General features: G+C 60.4%; 15 protein-coding genes. 9 read left to right on the plus strand and 6 right to left on the minus strand.

All coding sequences use genetic code 11. From position 1 onward, the window contains the following. Positions 1 to 149 precede the first annotated feature (149 nt). Positions 150 to 5,897 (minus strand): dermonecrotic toxin domain-containing protein, encoded by a 5,748-nt coding sequence (locus AB4O23_RS08725; RefSeq protein ID WP_460062886.1) that lies wholly within the window; start codon positions 5,895 to 5,897, stop codon positions 150 to 152. A 178-nt stretch (positions 5,898 to 6,075) separates the two neighbouring features. Between AB4O23_RS08725 and AB4O23_RS08730 the strand changes: the two genes are divergently transcribed. Continuing rightward, positions 6,076 to 6,693: an FKBP-type peptidyl-prolyl cis-trans isomerase gene (locus AB4O23_RS08730; protein WP_017531131.1), complete on the plus strand. Its 618-nt coding sequence runs from the start codon at positions 6,076 to 6,078 to the stop codon at positions 6,691 to 6,693. Positions 6,694 to 6,751: 58 nt separating this feature from the next. Here AB4O23_RS08730 and AB4O23_RS08735 read toward each other — a convergent pair whose 3' ends face one another. The 3 genes from AB4O23_RS08735 to AB4O23_RS08745 all read right to left on the minus strand — a co-directional run bounded on the left by AB4O23_RS08735 (position 6,752) and on the right by AB4O23_RS08745 (position 8,612). Beyond that, positions 6,752 to 7,009, minus strand: coding sequence for a PA4570 family protein (locus AB4O23_RS08735; protein WP_017531130.1), 258 nt, complete (start codon positions 7,007 to 7,009; stop codon positions 6,752 to 6,754). 162 nt (positions 7,010 to 7,171) lie between these two features. After that, entirely contained in the window at positions 7,172 to 7,513 is a 342-nt protein-coding gene (locus AB4O23_RS08740; RefSeq protein ID WP_017531129.1) for a zinc ribbon domain-containing protein YjdM, read from the minus strand. Between the two features lie 130 nt (positions 7,514 to 7,643). Further along, on the minus strand, positions 7,644 to 8,612 hold the full coding sequence (locus tag AB4O23_RS08745; protein WP_017531128.1) for a polyprenyl synthetase family protein: 969 nt from the start codon (positions 8,610 to 8,612) through the stop codon (positions 7,644 to 7,646). 239 nt (positions 8,613 to 8,851) lie between these two features. Here AB4O23_RS08745 and rplU point away from each other — a divergent pair, with 239 nt between their 5' ends. The 7 genes from rplU (at position 8,852) to AB4O23_RS08780 (ending at position 14,459) form a co-directional block, all read left to right on the plus strand. After that, positions 8,852 to 9,166, plus strand: coding sequence for a 50S ribosomal protein L21 (rplU, locus tag AB4O23_RS08750; RefSeq protein ID WP_017847748.1), 315 nt, complete (start codon positions 8,852 to 8,854; stop codon positions 9,164 to 9,166). Between the two features lie 34 nt (positions 9,167 to 9,200). Further along, the gene (rpmA, locus tag AB4O23_RS08755) at positions 9,201 to 9,458 is read left to right on the plus strand and encodes a 50S ribosomal protein L27 (protein WP_003176049.1); all 258 of its coding nucleotides are present in this window, start codon (positions 9,201 to 9,203) and stop codon (positions 9,456 to 9,458) included. A gap of 193 nt (positions 9,459 to 9,651) precedes the next feature. Continuing rightward, positions 9,652 to 10,875, plus strand: a complete 1,224-nt coding sequence (gene cgtA / locus AB4O23_RS08760) for an Obg family GTPase CgtA (protein WP_003176048.1) — start codon at positions 9,652 to 9,654, stop codon at positions 10,873 to 10,875. 123 nt (positions 10,876 to 10,998) lie between these two features. Then, positions 10,999 to 12,117, plus strand: a complete 1,119-nt coding sequence (gene proB, locus AB4O23_RS08765) for a glutamate 5-kinase (protein ID WP_026067516.1) — start codon at positions 10,999 to 11,001, stop codon at positions 12,115 to 12,117. A 16-nt stretch (positions 12,118 to 12,133) separates the two neighbouring features. Beyond that, positions 12,134 to 12,598 (plus strand): CreA family protein, encoded by a 465-nt coding sequence (locus AB4O23_RS08770; protein WP_017531125.1) that lies wholly within the window; start codon positions 12,134 to 12,136, stop codon positions 12,596 to 12,598. 100 nt (positions 12,599 to 12,698) lie between these two features. Continuing rightward, positions 12,699 to 13,181 carry a glutathione peroxidase gene (locus AB4O23_RS08775; protein WP_065876569.1) on the plus strand — a complete coding sequence of 161 codons (483 nt, stop codon included), beginning with the start codon at positions 12,699 to 12,701 and terminating at the stop codon, positions 13,179 to 13,181. Between the two features lie 174 nt (positions 13,182 to 13,355). Next, positions 13,356 to 14,459 carry an NADH:flavin oxidoreductase gene (locus AB4O23_RS08780; protein WP_017531123.1) on the plus strand — a complete coding sequence of 368 codons (1,104 nt, stop codon included), beginning with the start codon at positions 13,356 to 13,358 and terminating at the stop codon, positions 14,457 to 14,459. A gap of 33 nt (positions 14,460 to 14,492) precedes the next feature. Here AB4O23_RS08780 and AB4O23_RS08785 read toward each other — a convergent pair whose 3' ends face one another. Together AB4O23_RS08785 and cysZ are read right to left on the minus strand one after the other, a co-directional pair. Next, positions 14,493 to 15,671 carry a glycosyltransferase family 4 protein gene (locus AB4O23_RS08785; protein WP_017531122.1) on the minus strand — a complete coding sequence of 393 codons (1,179 nt, stop codon included), beginning with the start codon at positions 15,669 to 15,671 and terminating at the stop codon, positions 14,493 to 14,495. Positions 15,672 to 15,725: 54 nt separating this feature from the next. Next, entirely contained in the window at positions 15,726 to 16,490 is a 765-nt protein-coding gene (cysZ, locus tag AB4O23_RS08790) for a sulfate transporter CysZ (protein WP_017531121.1), read from the minus strand. Positions 16,491 to 16,771: 281 nt separating this feature from the next. Here cysZ and trxB point away from each other — a divergent pair, with 281 nt between their 5' ends. Then, on the plus strand, positions 16,772 to 17,734 hold the full coding sequence (trxB, locus tag AB4O23_RS08795; protein WP_017531119.1) for a thioredoxin-disulfide reductase: 963 nt from the start codon (positions 16,772 to 16,774) through the stop codon (positions 17,732 to 17,734). Positions 17,735 to 17,879: the final 145 nt, after the last annotated feature.

Below are 17,879 nucleotides of genomic sequence, written 5' to 3' on the forward strand. Positions count from 1 at the left end.
GAAGTTTTTGTTCTTGATGCCAGCACACAAAGGTGTACGCCCGTATCGGCCGCAAAATCTTGAGCTGTAGTAATTTTTTAGCCGCGCAGGGGTGGCCCCCGACGAATGGGTAAGATTGCCTCCGGGTGGAGGCAATCAATGAGGGGCGGTTACGGTGCGGGTGTCAGTTGTATGACGAACCTCAGTGCATGAATCAGGCTGTCCTGCGACAGGAAGCGCTGATCTTTGAGCGCCTCCCAGCGGTCAATGAAAAAGTGCCCGGTGTCATCCATCTGGATGGGCGTGGAGACCACCTGACCGCTGTTGGATTTGTGCAGAAGGTTGGTTTGCTCAGGCGTGGGGCGCTCAATCAGGAAATGGCCGGTGTCCCTCAACCGCGAGCGGTCCAACGGCACGAACGGCTCAGGGGCTTTTATACGCTCAAAGCCCATATTCAGTACGAAGTCACTGCGCAAGGCACGCCATTTGGTTTCGCTGAATACCTGCCAACTACCCGGCTCAATACCTTTTGCGAGGTGGGTGGCGCTGTCGCGTATGTGCAAACTCAATACGCCGTGTATCGGCGCCAGGCCCGGGATGCCGAGGTAAGTATCGGTATGCGCGGAGCCCACGAACGCCACCCACTTGTGCGCACCGCGCGCGGCCTGGTCGGCCGCTATCACGCGCGATGCGAAGTAGCTGAACATCACGTTGCGTAGGGCATCCGGGTCGCCGAGTGGCGCCGAGGTGCGTTTGAGCCCTTTGAGGTTATAGCTCGCCGCGCAGTCAATGGCCTGCACGCGAATCCCGTACTTGTTGGCCGCCTGCAACACGTTGGTGTAGGTGTACGGGCCGGTGTAGTTGACGGTCTTGCCATCGTAAAAACGCATCTGCCCCAGGTCTTGGCTTTGCACAAATGCTTTGAGGCTGTCGGCCAGTGTTGCTGTCTGGTTGAAGGCGCTGAGCTCGAGCTGGTGCAAATCGGTTTGCAAGTGCTCGAAGTAGAGGGTTTGAACGCCCTGTTTTTTCAGGTCGGCCATGTGCTCTATGAAGAATTTCTTGGCCGATTCCGAAGCATGGGCTTCGCCGATCACCAAGCCCGAGGAATAAGCGTACGCCTGCTCGATAAAGTCTTTTTCCGTGCGCAGCAACGTTGGGTCGGGTAGCGAGGGCCTGGCAGGCGCCGTGTAATCACTGAAGAACTCATCGGCGGTGGTGAGAAGGCGCCGCCGGGTTTCGATAAAGGCGGTGTAAGCCGCTTGCGCTTCAGGAAGCGCCAGCGTGTAGTTTGAGTCCAGGCCTCTGCGCATCATCTGCAGTTTGCGCAGTTGTTCCCTGAGGGCTGGGGCAACATCGAATGTGTTGAAGTGGGCCGGCTCGGGTAACGCAGCCACGGTCGGCACAAGGGGCGGCGGCAGCGTCGGCGAAGGGGGGCGGGCGGCTGGTTGGTAAGTGGTTTTCAGCCTCAGCCTGAAATCCACCGGGTCGCTCCAGATGCCCACCGCCGAGTCCGTGGCGACGTCGTCGATACGCAGGCCAATGGCGTTGTTCAAATCGGCCAGCCCGGGGATTTGCTCCGAGGTGCGTACACGGCTGTGTTCCACCAGCGCCACCCAGCGTGTTCCCGGCTGGTCGGCCAGATCGGCGCTGATCGCTTTATGTGAATAGAAATTGCGCAGGGCGTTGGCGCGTGGCGGGGCCTTGGCGTTTTCGATGATATGGAAGGCGTGGGTCAAGTCATAAGAGGTCGCGGCGTCGAGGGCCTTGAGTTCAATGCCGTGCTTGCGGGCCGTTTTCATCAGGTTCAGGTAGGACGGCGCAGACCCGCCGGCGAGGTTGAAGGTACGGTCCACGCTGCCCAGGTGTTTTTCGATATGCCGGGATGAACCCTTGGTGTTGAGTTTATGCAGCTTCTCGCGGAACACGTCGTTAGGCAGGTGTTCGATGTACAGGCGCTTGACGCCCTGACGGGCCAGCACGCCCATGTTATCGATCAGGAACTGCTTGCTGGCGATCGACTCGCTCACCTCGCCGAGCACCAACCCGTCGCTGTGTTTGAACAGCGCATCAAGGATCTGCGGGTGCGCGGCGTCGCTGGCCAGTGGCGGCAATGAAGGGCGCGCAACGCTGGGCCTGGAGGCGGAGAAAAACGCTTCGGCGTCTCGGCTCAACGTGTCGACCTGCTTGAGGTACGCCTGATGAATGGGTGCCATGTGTTCACGATGTTTGTCGACGAAATACAGGCGTGGAAGCACCGGGTCATCGCTGATCAGTGAGCGCCTGAAGTCCGGCTTGAGCAGGCGCTCGACATCCCGCCAATGGTGCGCATCGATTTCATAAGGCTTGAGTGCGTTGTATGTGTCGGGCAGTTTTTCATATTTGGGCGCGCCCCCCACGACGCCTGAACGTCGCCAACCGTCTGTGGTTTTTTCCACCAGTCGTGCGGTTGAACGCAACTGGCCGCTGGCGGGGTCAAGGCGAAACAACAGGAAGCGCCCCAACGGATCGGGCGTGGCGGGCGCCCAGTACCAATCGCCACGGAACAGCACCGGCTGCATGTGTTCGCGTGATGGGAGTGGGGTTTGCAGAGAACGCGTCTGCGCGATGGCCTGGCTGGCAGGCGTACCTTGCAAGCTTGGGCGTATGCGCTTGCTGAACGCCTTGATCGAGCCGAGGGCGGGGCGCAGGTCGGTGAACAAGGCGCCGCCTGCGTTGAGCAAGTAACCGATCAGGTGTTGCAGGGCGGCATCGTTATCGCCTTGAACGTAAGCCTCCAGTGCCAACATGGCGTCCTTGAAGGCCAGCAGCAGGCCCGTGCCCAGGCTCAGGACTGGAAAGGGCGCGGTCGCGACCGCCACGACCCATTCAACGCAGGTCCACACAATCCCCATGATCATCTGTGTGCGGTTATGGGTGGTGGCGAACACATCATCAATGCGGCGTTGCAGCTTCATGTTGTACAGCTCGTGGCGCAAGTCCATGAGCGGGGCGACGCGTTCGAGGCTGTCGTAGCGCGGCGCGCTGGGGGTGGTTCTATTGATGTGCTCGGGCAGCTGCTCGCGGGCGTTTTTAAGAAATTGCCCGACGCGAGCCTGGGACTGGATGGGCGCGCGCTTGGTCAGGTAGCCCACCATCCCACTGATCGTTTTCAGTGTGTGGTTGAACAGGCGTGCTTCGCGAAACACGATGTGATCGGGGGCTTTTGGGGTGTAGAGCAGTACCGGGTTATCCGCGTGGCTGAACAGCAAAGTGTCGATGATCCAGTCACCGTCTATCACCAGGCGATGGATCTTGTACTGCTGGCGAACGGCTGCGGATTTATCGCCCATGCTTTGAATGGCGGCTTCAAGCCAAGCCAGATCCATGCTGCTGATATGGCCATTGAGCTGGCATTCCAGGGCGGCATTGCGCATTTGCAGTTGCGTGATTGCCAGGGTCGCCTCGCGGCGTTTGTCGTAGCCGGGGCTGTTGGCGTTTTGCAGCTTGGCACGCACTTGGTTGATATAGCGTTCGCCGATCCAGGTACCGCGCACCGACGCCGCGACCTTCTGCGCAGTCAGTGGGCTCAGGTCGATACCTTCCGGGCCTTTGAAGGATGCGGATTCAGCGAATGCCTCGTTCAGAAAACCGATGCTGTCGTCATACCCATCTCGGTACAGCGTGGTGTAGTTGACCGGCGCCGGTGTCGAGGTCACAAAGTGCTTGGGGTAATAGGCCCACACCTTGTCCGGGTCGACATCGTCTTGTCGACGCCCAAGCAATCGGTTAAGGGCGGTTTTCGCCTGTTGATGCACATAGGCCTTGAAGCCGGCAAAGGCGTTGTCCGATTGCGGGTCGGCGTTGTAGGTGCGCAGCGCGCCTTCGGCGTCGTCGGCCAGTGTCAGCAACTTGCTGCGGTTGGCCGCGGTCGTCGATCGGTACCACGGCGCAGTGCTGGAGTCGTGGTCGTCCAACTGGGTGGCGATGAAATGTGCGGCCATGCTGGCAAGGCAATCGGCATGGCTGCAGGGGGTGTCGAATGTGACTTCTTTGTATTCCTGTTCGTGGGGCTTGAAGCTCAGGCCCATCAAGGTTTTTGCCATGGCCTCGCGAAACCGTAGGGCAACGCGTTCCAGCAGGTAATCGCTCATGGTTTTGCCGGCAGCGGAGCCGCTGTTTCGGCTCCAGCTCAGCACGTGGGTCTGACAGGCGATCTCACTGTCGAACGCCATGAATTGTTCTGGCCTGGGCGCGGAGGGCGTACACAGCAACAGGCGAATGGGCTTGCCGTTGCTGTCGACCTGGCGCAGTACCCACAGGTCCTGGAGTTGGGCCCCATGCAGCGAGAGGGTCGATGCACTCAGGCTCGGATCGTTGCCCAGGCGCAGGTTCTGGATCAGTTGGTAGTCCGGCTCGCTGATGTGCTGTTGCAGCAGGGCGGCGTAGGCCAGGCAATTGATGCGTTGATCCAGCATGTGCTGGATGGCCTCCTTGAGCCCGGGCCTGCCATGAATTTCACGCTGGAGCTGGGTGAACGCCATGCGGGGCTGCACGGTTTTGAGCAGTTGCGCCAGATAGCGCGGCGTCAGGTCTTGGTAACGCTCGGGCAGTGGGGCGCCAGCGTAACTGAGCGTGGTTTTTTCGAGAAAGGCCGAGCCGGGATTTTCGTCGCCGGTATGCAGGCCGCGAAGGGCCAGGTCGGTCAGGGACTTTTTATGCTCGTAGGCACCGACCTGCGGCACGTGGCGTTGCGTGGTAACTATCAGTTGATCGGGGTCCAAGTCCTGGATGTCGAGATCGACATCCAACTGTTCGATCAGTTGATAGTGTGCCAGCGCCTGCGGTGAGGCGGCGGGGCCAAAAAACTCGGCCAGTGCCTGGCGGGCCTGGTTGTAGTGCTGAACATGCTCGGCGAGCGAGGTGCGCCTGGCTGTATCGGCGCTGCGGTACCAGTCCGGTGCGCTGTAGCGCAGGCTGCGTTCCAACAAGGCTTGGGCGCGCATCTCAAGACGCTGGTCGTAGGTGGGCAGGGCGGCGCCGACGGCTTTGTCCAGGTATTGATAGAGCTGCCTTGCGCTGTGCTCGGGGTTGTCGATAAGGCTCAGTGCCCGTTCGATGTCCTGCGTGCGCTTGCTGATGCGGGCGTTGTAGAGGTGTTCAAAAAGGGGCGCGTCGTCGATTTTTTCCAAGGCCAGGGGCCAGATTCCTGCCACGCTGAGCGCTTGGTACTGCTGCGCCAGGCAGTCGGCGAATGCTGGGCGCAGGCTGGCGCTGTGAACGGCGTGTTGTAGCCAGGTATCGAGTTGCGCCAACGAATCGAAGGCTTCCAGGCCGCGGGAAGGCAGGAACAGCAGGAGGGGGCCAACGTTGGCGTCGCCGCTCAGGTTTGTAACCACGGGTGTGGGTTTTTCAGTCAGCACAAAGGCGCCGGCGACTTCGACACGTGTGTCCTGGTAGGTGAAGGTCAGTGCATACAGGCCGGGGCGCGCGTCGGGGCCCAGGGATATGTTCTGGATCGTTGTGCTCCAGTCCGGATGAAGCAGACGATCCTTGGCGAGCAGCTTGGCCTCGTGTTCCAGGGCCAAAATGCCGGCCTCGAAGGTGAGGTAGGTCTTGCGACTCTTGTTCTCGATCTGGGTGCGCTCGTCCAGCTCCTTGAGTGCTGGGTTCAGCTCAGCCTTCAGCCGGGTGATCAGTGCCTTACCCTGCGCCGTCTGCAGGTCGCTGTTTTCAACGGGTTGATACAGGGCGCGGGCACTGTGCAGCAGGGTCTGGTTATGGGTTTTGAGGGCCTGGTTCAGGCGCTCCAACTCAACGAGTTCCTCAGGTTTGGCCTGAGCCTTGATCGGGGCGCCCTGCAACAGGTAATCACTGATCTGTCCCAGGTCGTTGCGTATCTCCTGGAACGTCGGTGGGCGGTCAAGTGGGGTGGGGGTCATGTCTGAAGCTCCTTGATATTGAGGGGCTCAGCTTGTCGCCCGGTACCCGGGGCTCGGTAGTAGATACATAGCCGCCAGACGCGGGGCTCATCGGGAAGGGGGCTTGTGTGCTAGTCTGCGGGCCCTTTTAGTTTTGGATGGCGCGGGAAATCGTGTCGTCCTACAGCGGAGCCTCTTCATGTCCGAAGTTAATCTGTCCACCGACGAAACCCGCGTCAGCTACGGTATTGGCCGTCAATTGGGCGACCAACTGCGCGACAACCCGCCACCGGGTGTGAGCCTGGACGCGATCCTGGCCGGCCTGACCGACGCGTTCGCAGGCAAGCCAAGCCGTGTTGACCAAGAGCAAATGGCGGCCAGCTTCAAGGTTATCCGCGAAGTCATGCAAGCCGAAGCAGCTGCCAAGGCTGAAGCGGCGGCTGGCGCCGGTCTGGCGTTCCTGGCTGAAAACGCCAAGCGTGATGGCATCACCACCCTGGCTTCCGGCCTGCAATTTGAGGTGTTGACTGCCGGTGACGGCGCCAAGCCGACCCGTGAAGACCAAGTGCGTACCCACTACCACGGCACCCTGATCGACGGCACTGTGTTCGACAGCTCCTACGAGCGCGGCCAGCCTGCAGAATTCCCGGTAGGCGGCGTGATCGCCGGCTGGACCGAAGCCCTGCAACTGATGAATGCCGGCAGCAAATGGCGCCTGTACGTGCCGAGCGAACTGGCCTACGGCGCTCAAGGCGTTGGCAGCATCCCGCCGCACAGTGTTCTGGTGTTCGACGTCGAGCTGCTCGACGTTCTGTAAGACCTGCTGAAGCGGTGGGAGCGAGCCCGCTCGTTCCCACCGTTGTTGGCTGGTTTTTTCATGGATGGAATTTGCCATTCAGCTCTGTCGCCGGGCGCAACGCACGGGCATAGCAGAACAGAAACAGATTACGCACCACCTCTTTCAACACACTCGGTTCACTCGAACTCAGGCCATTGACGTCCAGGTCGCCCTGGTCCTGTAGCTCATTCAGCGCTTCTTCTTCCAGCACCGCACAGACTTCACCGGTTTCCCGATGCAGGATGCGCAGGTAAGGGTGTGGACGGTCCAGCCAGGCATCGATCAAATAAGTCATGGGGCGCATCTCCTTGATGGGTTTCAATGAGAATAATTCTTATTCGTGGAATAGCAAGAGCCTATTGGCGGTTTCCGGTTTTTTTCTGTGTGGATATTGAGAAGGGTCAACGGAGAGGGCAAAACGCCATCCCGCGGCGGGCGCGGGATGGAAGCAACGTATTCAGACTTTGCGCACGAATTCGGACTTGAGCTTCATCGGGCCGATACCGTCGATCTTGCAATCGATATCGTGGTCACCGTCACACAAGCGGATGTTCTTGACCTTGGTGCCGACTTTCACGACCAGAGACGTGCCCTTGACCTTGAGGTCTTTGATCACGGTAATGGTGTCGCCGTCCTGCAGGACGTTGCCCACAGAGTCTTTCTTCACGGTTTCATCGCCGGCCACTTCGGCCTCGCCGTTGGCGGACCACTCATGGGCGCATTCCGGGCAGATCAGTTGGGCGCCGTCTTCGTAGGTGAATTCGGAATTGCATTTCGGGCAGGGTGGCAACGTGCTCACTAAAGCTCCTCGGGAGTCAGGGATGGCTAAAAGTCGCACATTATATAGGGTTTTGTGCGCGGGGCGGTCTGGAATTGGCAATACACACTAAATGTGGGAGGGAGCAAGCCCCCTCCTACATGCAACTATTTTAGTGCGTACGCGCCACCGCAAATTCACTCAGCTCAACCAGGGCATCCCGGTATTCGCTGGCCGGCAGGGCTTGCAGGCATTTGATTGCGCGGGCCACGTAGTCACGCGCCAGTTGCGCGGTGTAGTCCAGCGAGCCCGAGGCTTCCACGGCAGCGCGGATGCTTTCCAGGTCTTCGATGCCGCCTTTCTGGATCGCCTTGCGCACCAGGGCGGCCTGTTCCGGCGTGCCTTCGCGCATGGTGTAGATCAGCGGCAGGGTCGGCTTGCCTTCTGCCAGGTCGTCACCGACGTTCTTGCCCAGGGTTTCGGCGTCGCCACGGTAGTCGAGCAGGTCGTCCACCAGTTGGAACGCCACGCCCAGGTGATCACCAAAGGTGCGCAGGGCTTCGGCCTGTTCGACGGTGGCGCCACACAGCGCGGCGGCGCTGTGGGTGGAGGCTTCGAAGAGCATGGCGGTCTTGCCGCGAATGACTTCCATATAGGTTTCTTCGGTGGTGCTGGCGTCACGCACCTTCGACAGTTGCAAGACTTCGCCTTCGGCGATGATGCGCGTGGCCTGGGAGAGAATCTTCATCACCGGCATCGAGCCCAGCTCGACCATCATTTCGAACGAGCGCGAATACAGGAAATCGCCCACCAGCACGCTCGGGGCGTTGCCCCACATCGCGTTGGCGGTCTCGCGGCCACGGCGCATGCCGGACATGTCGACCACGTCGTCATGCAGCAGGGTGGCGGTGTGCAGGAATTCGATGGTGGCGGCGAGCAGGCGCAGGTCATCGCCTTCACGGCCCAGGGCCTTGCCACACAGCAACACTAATAAAGGACGCAGGCGTTTACCGCCCGCCGACGTAATGTAGTCGCCAATTTTGGAGACCAGCGGCACTTTAGACGTCAGCTGCTGCTTGATGATGCCGTCGACGGCGCTAAAATCGTCCGCGACCGCGCGGTAGAAAGCTTGGGGTTGCATCAGCGACAGTCGCTCCAGAAGGGTTGCGCGGCATGCTAGGACCCTGACCCCGCAGTGTCAAGGCGCGATAGACGGCCACTTGCAAGGCCTCAATAGCTTGCGTACAATCGCGCACCCTGAACTTCCTGGGCAGCACCTGCCTTACGCAATTGCATTCGGGACGTCCATCCCATGCAGCCATGCCAGCCAATACCTCTTCTTATAAAGAGCTGGGTGAGCAGGATTATCGGAGAAATACCATGTCGTACGCAGTAATTGTTACTGGTGGCAAGCAATACAAGGTCGCCCCAGGTGAATACCTGAAGATCGAAAAACTGGAACTCGCTACTGGCGACTCCGTGACATTTGATCGCGTTCTGTTGGTCGCCAATGGCGATGACGTGAACATCGGCGCTCCAGTTGTTGCTGGCGCTACCGTTGTGGCTGAAGTGATCTCCCAAGGTCGTCACGATAAAGTCCGCATCATCAAGTTCCGTCGTCGTAAGCACCACATGAAGCGTATGGGCCACCGCCAGTGGTACACCGAGATCAAAATCACCGGTATTCAGGCTTAATTTCAGCCTAATTCCTCACTAGGAGAATTGACTCATGGCACACAAAAAAGCTGGTGGTAGTACCCGTAACGGTCGCGACTCAGAAGCCAAACGCCTTGGCGTTAAGATGTATGGCGGCCAGAAAATCATTCCGGGCAACATCATCGTGCGTCAGCGCGGCACCCAATTCCACGCCGGTTACGGTGTAGGCATGGGTAAAGATCACACCCTCTTCGCGAAAATCGAAGGCGTGATCAAGTTTGAAGTAAAAGGCGCGTTCAACCGCCGTTACGTGAGCGTTGTCGCAGCTTAATTGCGAGATCGCTGGAAAAGCCCTGTCTTGCGACGGGGCTTTTTCGTTTGTGGAGTGAGTCTCTTGCAAAGCTGTTTGTAATGGGCTCAGGCGCTGGATAGGCGGTCGCTGTTTGAGGTCGCTGCGCTCATTTTTGCAAGAGTCTTATGTCTTGGTTTTTTAAGCTCGTCCGTGCGGCGAGAGGCGTTTTGTTATGAAGTTCGTTGATGAAGTTTCCATCCGAGTAAAAGCAGGCGACGGCGGTAACGGTTGCATGAGTTTCCGTCGCGAAAAATTCATCGAAAACGGTGGCCCCAACGGCGGTGACGGCGGTGACGGCGGTTCCATCTACATGATGGCCGACGAAAACCTCAACACCCTGGTCGACTACCGTTACACCCGGCACTTCGATGCCGAGCGTGGCTCCAACGGCGGCAGCACCGATTGCACCGGTAAAAAAGGTGAAGACCTGGTACTGCGCGTACCGGTCGGCACCACGATCATCGACTCCGCGACCCAGGAAGTGATCGGTGACCTGACCAAGGCCGGCCAGAAGCTGATGGTGGTGCAGGGCGGCTGGCACGGTCTGGGTAACACCCGATTCAAATCCAGTACCAACCGTGCGCCACGCCAGACCACGCCGGGCAAGCCGGGCGAGCAGCGTGACCTCAAGCTGGAAATGAAAGTACTGGCGGACGTTGGCCTGTTGGGCCTGCCGAACGCCGGCAAAAGTACCTTCATTCGCTCGGTCTCGGCCGCCAAGCCGAAAGTCGCCGACTACCCGTTCACCACCCTGGTGCCAAACCTGGGCGTGGTCAGCGTCGACCGCTGGAAAAGCTTTGTGATCGCCGATATTCCCGGCCTGATTGAAGGTGCTTCCGATGGCGCGGGCCTGGGGATTCGCTTCCTCAAGCACTTGTCGCGCACGCGTTTGCTGCTGCACCTCGTCGACATGGCGCCGCTGGATGAAACCAGCGCAGCGGATGCGGCCGAAGTGATCGTCAGCGAACTAACCAAGTTCAGCCCGGCCCTGGCCGAGCGTGATCGTTGGCTGGTGCTGAACAAGTGCGACCAGATCCTCGAAGAAGAGCACGAGGAGCGCGTCAAGGAAATCGTCGACCGCCTGGAGTGGACGGGTCCGGTCTACGTGATCTCGGCCATTGCCAAAGAAGGCACCGAACGCCTGACCCGCGACATCATGCGCTACCTGGAAGACCGCGCCGACCGCCTGGCGGCCGACCCGGTGTACAAGGCCGAACTCGCCGAACTCGACCAGCAGATCGAAGACGAAGCCCGCGCCCAGTTGCAAGCCCTGGACGACCAGCGTGCCCTGCGCCGCAGCGGCGTGAAGTCGGTCCATGACATCGGCGACGACGATTGGGACGAAGAAGACGTGGATGATGAAGACGGTCCGGAAATCATTTACGTGCGCGACTGATTCGTTGCAGTAAACTTAAGCGCCGCTCACATGAGCGGCGTTTTGGTATCTGGGTATACGTAGTCACTAATAACGTTATGGGGCGCGCTGGGTCGCGCGGCCCTCACTCTAAGGTTGAAGATGATGCGGAGCAAAGTGACAGGTGCGCAGCGCTGGGTCGTAAAGATCGGCAGTGCATTGCTGACGGCAGATGGCAAGGGCCTGGATCGGGCAGCCATGAGCGTCTGGGTTGAACAGATGGTGGCCTTGCATGAAGCGGGCGTGGAGTTGGTGCTGGTGTCGTCCGGAGCGGTTGCCGCCGGGATGAGCCGCCTCGGCTGGACCGCGCGACCCAGCGCGATGCACGAACTGCAAGCCGCCGCCGCCATCGGCCAGATGGGCCTGGTGCAAGCCTGGGAATCGAGCTTCGCCGAGCACGGCCGCCACACGGCGCAGATCCTGCTGACTCACGACGACCTGTCCGACCGCAAGCGCTACCTCAACGCCCGCAGCACCTTGCGCGCGTTGGTGGAGCTCAAGGTGATCCCGGTGATCAACGAGAACGACACGGTGGTCACCGACGAAATCCGCTTCGGCGACAACGACACCCTGGCCGCCCTGGTGGCCAACCTGGTGGAAGCCGACCTGCTGGTGATCCTCACCGACCGCGACGGCATGTACGACGCCGACCCGCGCAACAACCCCGATGCCCAGCTTATCTATGAAGCGCGTGCCGATGACCCGGCGCTGGACGCCGTGGCCGGCAGCGTCGGCGGTGCCCTGGGCCGTGGCGGCATGCAGACCAAGCTGCGCGCCGCGCGCCTGGCCGCGCGTTCCGGTGCCCACACCATCATCGTCGGTGGCCGCCTGGCGCGCGTACTGGACCGTCTCAAGGCCGGTGAGCGCATTGGCACGCTGCTGTCACCGGAGCGCGGCATGCTGGCGGCGCGCAAGCAGTGGCTGGCCGGGCATCTGCAGACCCGTGGCACCCTGGTGCTGGACGATGGTGCGGTCTCGGCACTTTCCCAGGGCAACAAAAGCCTGCTGCCGGTGGGCGTCAAGCTGGTGCAGGGCAGCTTCCGCCGTGGCGAAATGGTGGTGTGTGTCGCGCCGGACGGTCGCGAGATCGCCCGTGGCCTGGCCAACTACAGCGCCCTGGAAGCGCAGAAAATTATTGGGCAATCGTCTGACGCCATTGTCGGGCTTTTGGGGTATATGGCCGAACCGGAACTGGTTCACCGCGACAACCTGATCCTGGTTTAACCATAGGAAGTACACGATGCGCGTGATGAAGGGATTACTCGGCCTGCTGTTGGCCATGCCGCTGCTGGCCTCGGCCGAAGAGATTGGCCAGGTGTCGACGGTGTTCAAGTTTGTCGGCCCCAATGACCGGATCGTCGTTGAAGCCTTTGACGACCCCAAGGTCGAAGGCGTGACGTGCTACCTGTCGCGCGCCAAGACCGGCGGGGTCAAAGGCGGCCTGGGCCTGGCCGAAGACCGTGCCGAAGCCTCGATCGCCTGCCGTCAGGTGGGGCCGATCCGCTTCAAGGGCGAACTCAAGGACGGCGACGAAGTGTTCAAAGAGCGCACCTCGCTGGTGTTCAAGACCATGCAAGTGGTGCGTTTCCTCGACAAGAAGCGCAACACCCTGGTGTACCTGGTCTACAGCGATCGCCTCATCGAAGGCAGCCCGCAGAACGCCGTCACCGCGATTCCGATTTTGCCGTGGGCGACCGCTCAGTAACCCGCAGGCGAGTTTTGTAATCGGCGTCTATGATTGCAGGCTTGCGGGTTGTAATCTCGAATCACTGCAATGCAAAGACCTGGAATATCTGGAGTTCGTCATGAGTGCTTTCCACGACCTTAAACTCAAAGCTTTAGACGGACAGGAACTGCCGCTGGCGCCCTTCAAGGGGCAAGTCGTGCTGGTGGTCAATGTGGCGTCCAAGTGTGGCTTGACCCCGCAATATGCGGCGTTGGAAAACCTCTATCAGCAATACAAGGACCAGGGGTTTACCGTGCTGGGCCTTCCCTGCAACCAATTTGCAGGCCAGGAGCCGGGTACCGAGCAAGAGATTCAGGCGTTCTGCAGCCGGAACTACGGCGTGACCTTCCCCCTGGGCAGCAAACTCGACGTCAACGGCCCTGATCGTCACCAACTGTACCGCTTGCTGGCAGGCGAGGGCGCCGAGTTTCCAGGGGATATCACCTGGAACTTCGAGAAATTCCTGCTCGGCAAAGACGGTCGCGTACTCGCGCGTTTCTCGCCACGCACGGCGCCGGATGATCCCACAGTCATCCAGGCCATCGAAAAAGCCCTGATCTGACCCTTCCCACTGGGCTTTTGGGGTGAGCGGGCTTGCCCGCGTTGGGCTGCGCAGCAGCCCCGTCTAACCTTTGCCGCTTTTACCCTTTAATCACCCAGATCAATAGTGCTACTCAGCACCGGGCACGGCCCATATTATCCGCGTCATAAACCTCGTCTTTCGTGGAGTGCCCGCATGCCTGTCCAAGCCCTGTTCAAACCCTTCCAGCTCGGTGCACTGCAGCTGTCGACCCGTGTGGTCATGGCGCCGATGACGCGCTCGTTTTCTCCTGGCGGCGTTCCCAATTCCAACGTCATCGAGTACTACCGTCGCCGCGCGGCGGCCGGCGTAGGCCTGATCATCACCGAAGGCACCGTGGTCGGTCACCAGGCCTCCAATGGGTACCCGAATGTGCCGCATTTTTACGGCGAGGCTGCGTTGGCCGGTTGGAAGAAGGTGGTGGATGCCGTCCACGCCGAGGGTGGCAAGATCGTCCCGCAACTCTGGCACGTGGGCAGCGTGCGGCGTATCGGCACCGAGCCGGATGCCAGCGTGCCGGCTTATGGCCCGATGGAAAAACTCAAAGATGGCACGGTGGTCGTCCACGGCATGAGCGCCCAGGACATCAAGGACGTGATCAATGCCTTCGCTCAAGCCGCCAAGGATGCACAAAGCATCGGCATGGACGGTGTAGAGATCCACGGCGCCCACGGCTATCTGGTGGACCAGTTCTTCTGGGAAGGCAGCAACCAGCGTACCGACGAATATGGCGGCAGCCTGGCCAACCGTTCGCGGTTTGCCATCGAATTGATCCAGGCCACGCGCGCAGCTGTGGGCCCGGACTTCCCTATCATCTTCCGTTTCTCCCAGTGGAAGCAGCAGGATTACACCGCACGCCTGGTGCAAACCCCTGAAGCGCTGGGTGAGTTCCTGAAGCCGTTGTCCGACGCGGGCGTGGATATTTTCCACTGCTCCACCCGCCGTTTTTGGGAGCCGGAATTCGAAGGCTCCGACCTCAACCTGGCCGGCTGGACCCGCCAACTCACCGGCAAACCGACCATTACGGTGGGTAGCGTCGGCCTGGATGGCGAATTCCTGCAGTTCATGGTCAACACCGACAAAGTTGCGCAGCCAGCCAGCCTGGAGAAACTGCTGGAGCGCCTGAACAACGATGAGTTCGATCTGGTTGCCGTGGGCCGTGCGCTGCTGGTTGATCCGGAGTGGGCGGTGAAGGTACGGGAAGGTCGCGAGGGCGATATTCTGCCGTTCAGTCGTGAGGCGTTGACGACCCTGGTCTAAGCGGCGCCAGCGATCTGACAAGCCTCACGCGTGTCAGATCAGGCGCGAGGCCCCCGCAAGCGCAGGCTGCTCGCCGCACGCCCCACGCAGTTGCTGTTCGAACTGCTCGATAATCGCCGGCCAGCCCTGGCGGCTGGCGTGTTGGCGTGCATTCAGGCGCGCCCTGCGCAACGTTTCCCGTTCTTCCAGCAGCCAAATGGCCGCATCGCAAAACGCATCCTCATCCCCCGGCATCGCCAGCACACCGTTGTAGCCATGGCGGATGTGCTGGGTGGCGGCCGCCTGGTCATAAGCCACTACGCCCAACCCTGAAGCCATTGCTTCCAACACCACATTGCCAAAGGTTTCGGTCAGGCTGGGGAACAGGAACAGATCCCCAGAGGCGTAATGCCTTGCCAGTTCCTCGCCGCGCTGGGTCCCGCAAAACACCGCGTCGGGCAGCTCGCGCTCCAGCAACAGGCGTTGCGGGCCGTCGCCGACGATGATCAGCCGCATCCGGCGCTGTGGGTACGTTGCCCGCAAGGCATCGAAACAGCGTTTGAGTAACCCGAGGTTTTTCTCCTGGGCCAGGCGCCCAACGTGCAGCACGGCAATATCGTCGTTTGCCAAGCCCCAGCCCTCACGCAGTGCGTTGTCGCGCTTGATCGGGTGGAACAGTTGGCTGTCGACCCCACGCGACAACATCCCCAGGCGTTCGAAATGCCGACGCTCCAGTTCCAGGCGCTGGCTGGCGCTGGGCACCAGGGTCAGGGTGGAGCGGTTATGAAACCAGCGCAGGTACTGCGTGACCATGCGGCTCAACAGGCTCAAACCGTACTGGTTCGAGTACTGCTGGAAGTTGGTGTGAAAACCGCTGACCACGCTGATCCCCAAGCGCCGCGCCGCCCGCAAGGCCGACAGCCCCAGCGGCCCCTCGGTGGCGATATACAGCACGTCCGGGCGCTGCCGTGTCCAGCGTCGCAGCAGCTTGTGCATCGAAGATTGACCCCATTGCAGGCCTGGGTAACCGGGCAACGGCCAGCCACGGCACAACAACAATTGGTCGTCGCTGGGGCGGCTTTGGTCGGCGCCCTGGCGTGGGCGTACCAGTTCGACTTGATGGCCACGCGCACGTAGCCCTTCGCACAGGCGGCCAAGGGTATTGGCCACTCCGTTGATCTCTGGCGGGAAGGTTTCGGTAATCAGGGTGATATGAAGCAAAGCAGTCGTCATGACCCACAGTGTCCCTGTGGGCCATGTCGCCATTGTGTCGTGCAGATGATGGATTTATGACGGGGTCACTTTCGCCACGGCCATCGCCTCGGCACCCTGCTCGCGCACCCAGAACAACGTCGCCCCGGCCACCGCCGCCGGCATCATCAGCAGGTTGAGCACCGGCACCAGCAGCACCAGGTAGACGATTCCGCCGAAGCTCATGCTCTGCCAGCGTTTCTGGCGCAGCCAGGCGAGCATTTCGTTCCAGCCCAGCTTGTGGTTGTCGGCCGGGTAGTCGATGTATTGGATCGCCATCATCCACACGCCGAACAACAGCCACAACGGCGCGGCGATCAGGTTGACCACCGGGATAAACGACAGGATAAACAGGCCGATGGCCCGCGGCAGGAAATAACCCAGCTTGCGCATTTCACGGGCCAGGGTGCGCGGCACCATGGCGATCAGCTCGCCCCAACTAAAGGCCGGGAAGTCATCGGTGCCACGCACCACCACTTCGACCTTTTCCGAGAGAAAGCCATTGAACGGTGCCGCGATGATATTGGCGAGCATGGTGAAGGTGAAAAACACCATCAGCACCACCAGCACCACAAACAACGGCCAGAGCAGGTAATTCAAAAAGCTCAGCCAACTCGGCAGGGTCGGCATCAAATGGTCAACCCAGAGGCTGAACTGATGACCGGCGAAATAAATCAGGCCGACGAACAGCACGAGATTGATCACCAGCGGTAGCAGCACAAACAGGCGCAAGCCAGGGCTCAGCACCAGTTTGAGGCCTTCACGCAGGTATTGCGGGCCGGAAAGAGCAGGGGCAGGCATGGAAAACTCCGAGCATAGGGACGAACGCGCCGACCTTACCGGCTTTGTATTCCGGGCGAAAGCGGCGACATCAGCGGTAACAAACCTGTCGATTGACCGAGCCGACTGCATAGAGACCACCTATGAGCTGGATTGTTATTCCGTATTTCCTTAATCTTGCCCCCCTCTATACGCTGCACCCATTATTTTCAGGATCTGCGAGTTCAAGCCTTCCCCAAGTGCTTCGCGGTCCTTTTTTATTCCAGCCGTCTTGTAGTCCGGGCGGTCGATAGGAGCGAGTCATGTCTGATACCCGTCATTCGCGAGTGATTATTCTGGGTTCCGGCCCTGCCGGTTACAGCGCTGCCGTCTATGCTGCCCGGGCCAACCTCAAGCCGCTGCTGATCACCGGCATGCAGGCGGGCGGTCAGTTGACCACCACCACCGAAGTCGACAACTGGCCTGGGGATGTCCACGGCCTGACCGGCCCGGCGCTGATGGAACGCATGAAAGAGCACGCCGAGCGCTTTGAAACCGAGATCGTGTTTGATCACATCAACAAGGTCGACTTCTCCAAGAAGCCTTACAGCCTGACCGGCGACAGCGGCGTGTACACCTGTGACGCGCTGATCATCGCCACCGGCGCCAGCGCCCGCTACCTTGGCCTGCCGTCGGAAGAGGCGTTCATGGGCAAGGGCGTTTCGGCCTGCGCCACCTGCGACGGGTTCTTCTACCGCAACAAGCCGGTCGCCGTGGTCGGTGGCGGCAACACTGCCGTGGAAGAGGCGCTGTACCTGGCCAACATCGCCAGCACCGTGACTCTGGTTCACCGCCGCGAAACGTTCCGCGCCGAGAAGATCCTGATCGACAAGCTGCACGCCCGTGTCGCTGAAGGCAAGATCATCCTCAAGCTCAATGCCACCCTGGACGAAGTCCTGGGCGACAACATGGGCGTGACCGGTGCCCGCCTGAAGAACAACGACGGCAGCTTCGACGAGCTGAAAGTCGACGGTGTGTTCATCGCTATCGGCCACACCCCGAACACTTCGCTGTTCGAAGGTGTGCTGGAAGCCAAGGATGGTTACCTGGTGGTGCAGGGCGGCCGTGAAGGCAATGCCACCGCGACGAACATCGAAGGTATCTTTGCTGCGGGTGACGTGGCTGACCACGTGTACCGCCAGGCCATCACCTCGGCCGGCGCCGGTTGCATGGCGGCTCTGGATGCCGAGCGGTACCTCGATGGGTTGAAGGACGCTTCGTTCTAACCAACGCCGCAAAAAAACAAATGTGGGAGGGGCGGTGCGACGATTCGACTTGCTCCCGATAACAGGGTGTCAGTCACCGGATTTTTGGCTGATTCACCGCTATCGGGAGCAAGTCGAATCGTCGCACCGCCCCTCCCACATTTTG

This window comes from Pseudomonas sp. H2_A10, from assembly GCF_054680085.1.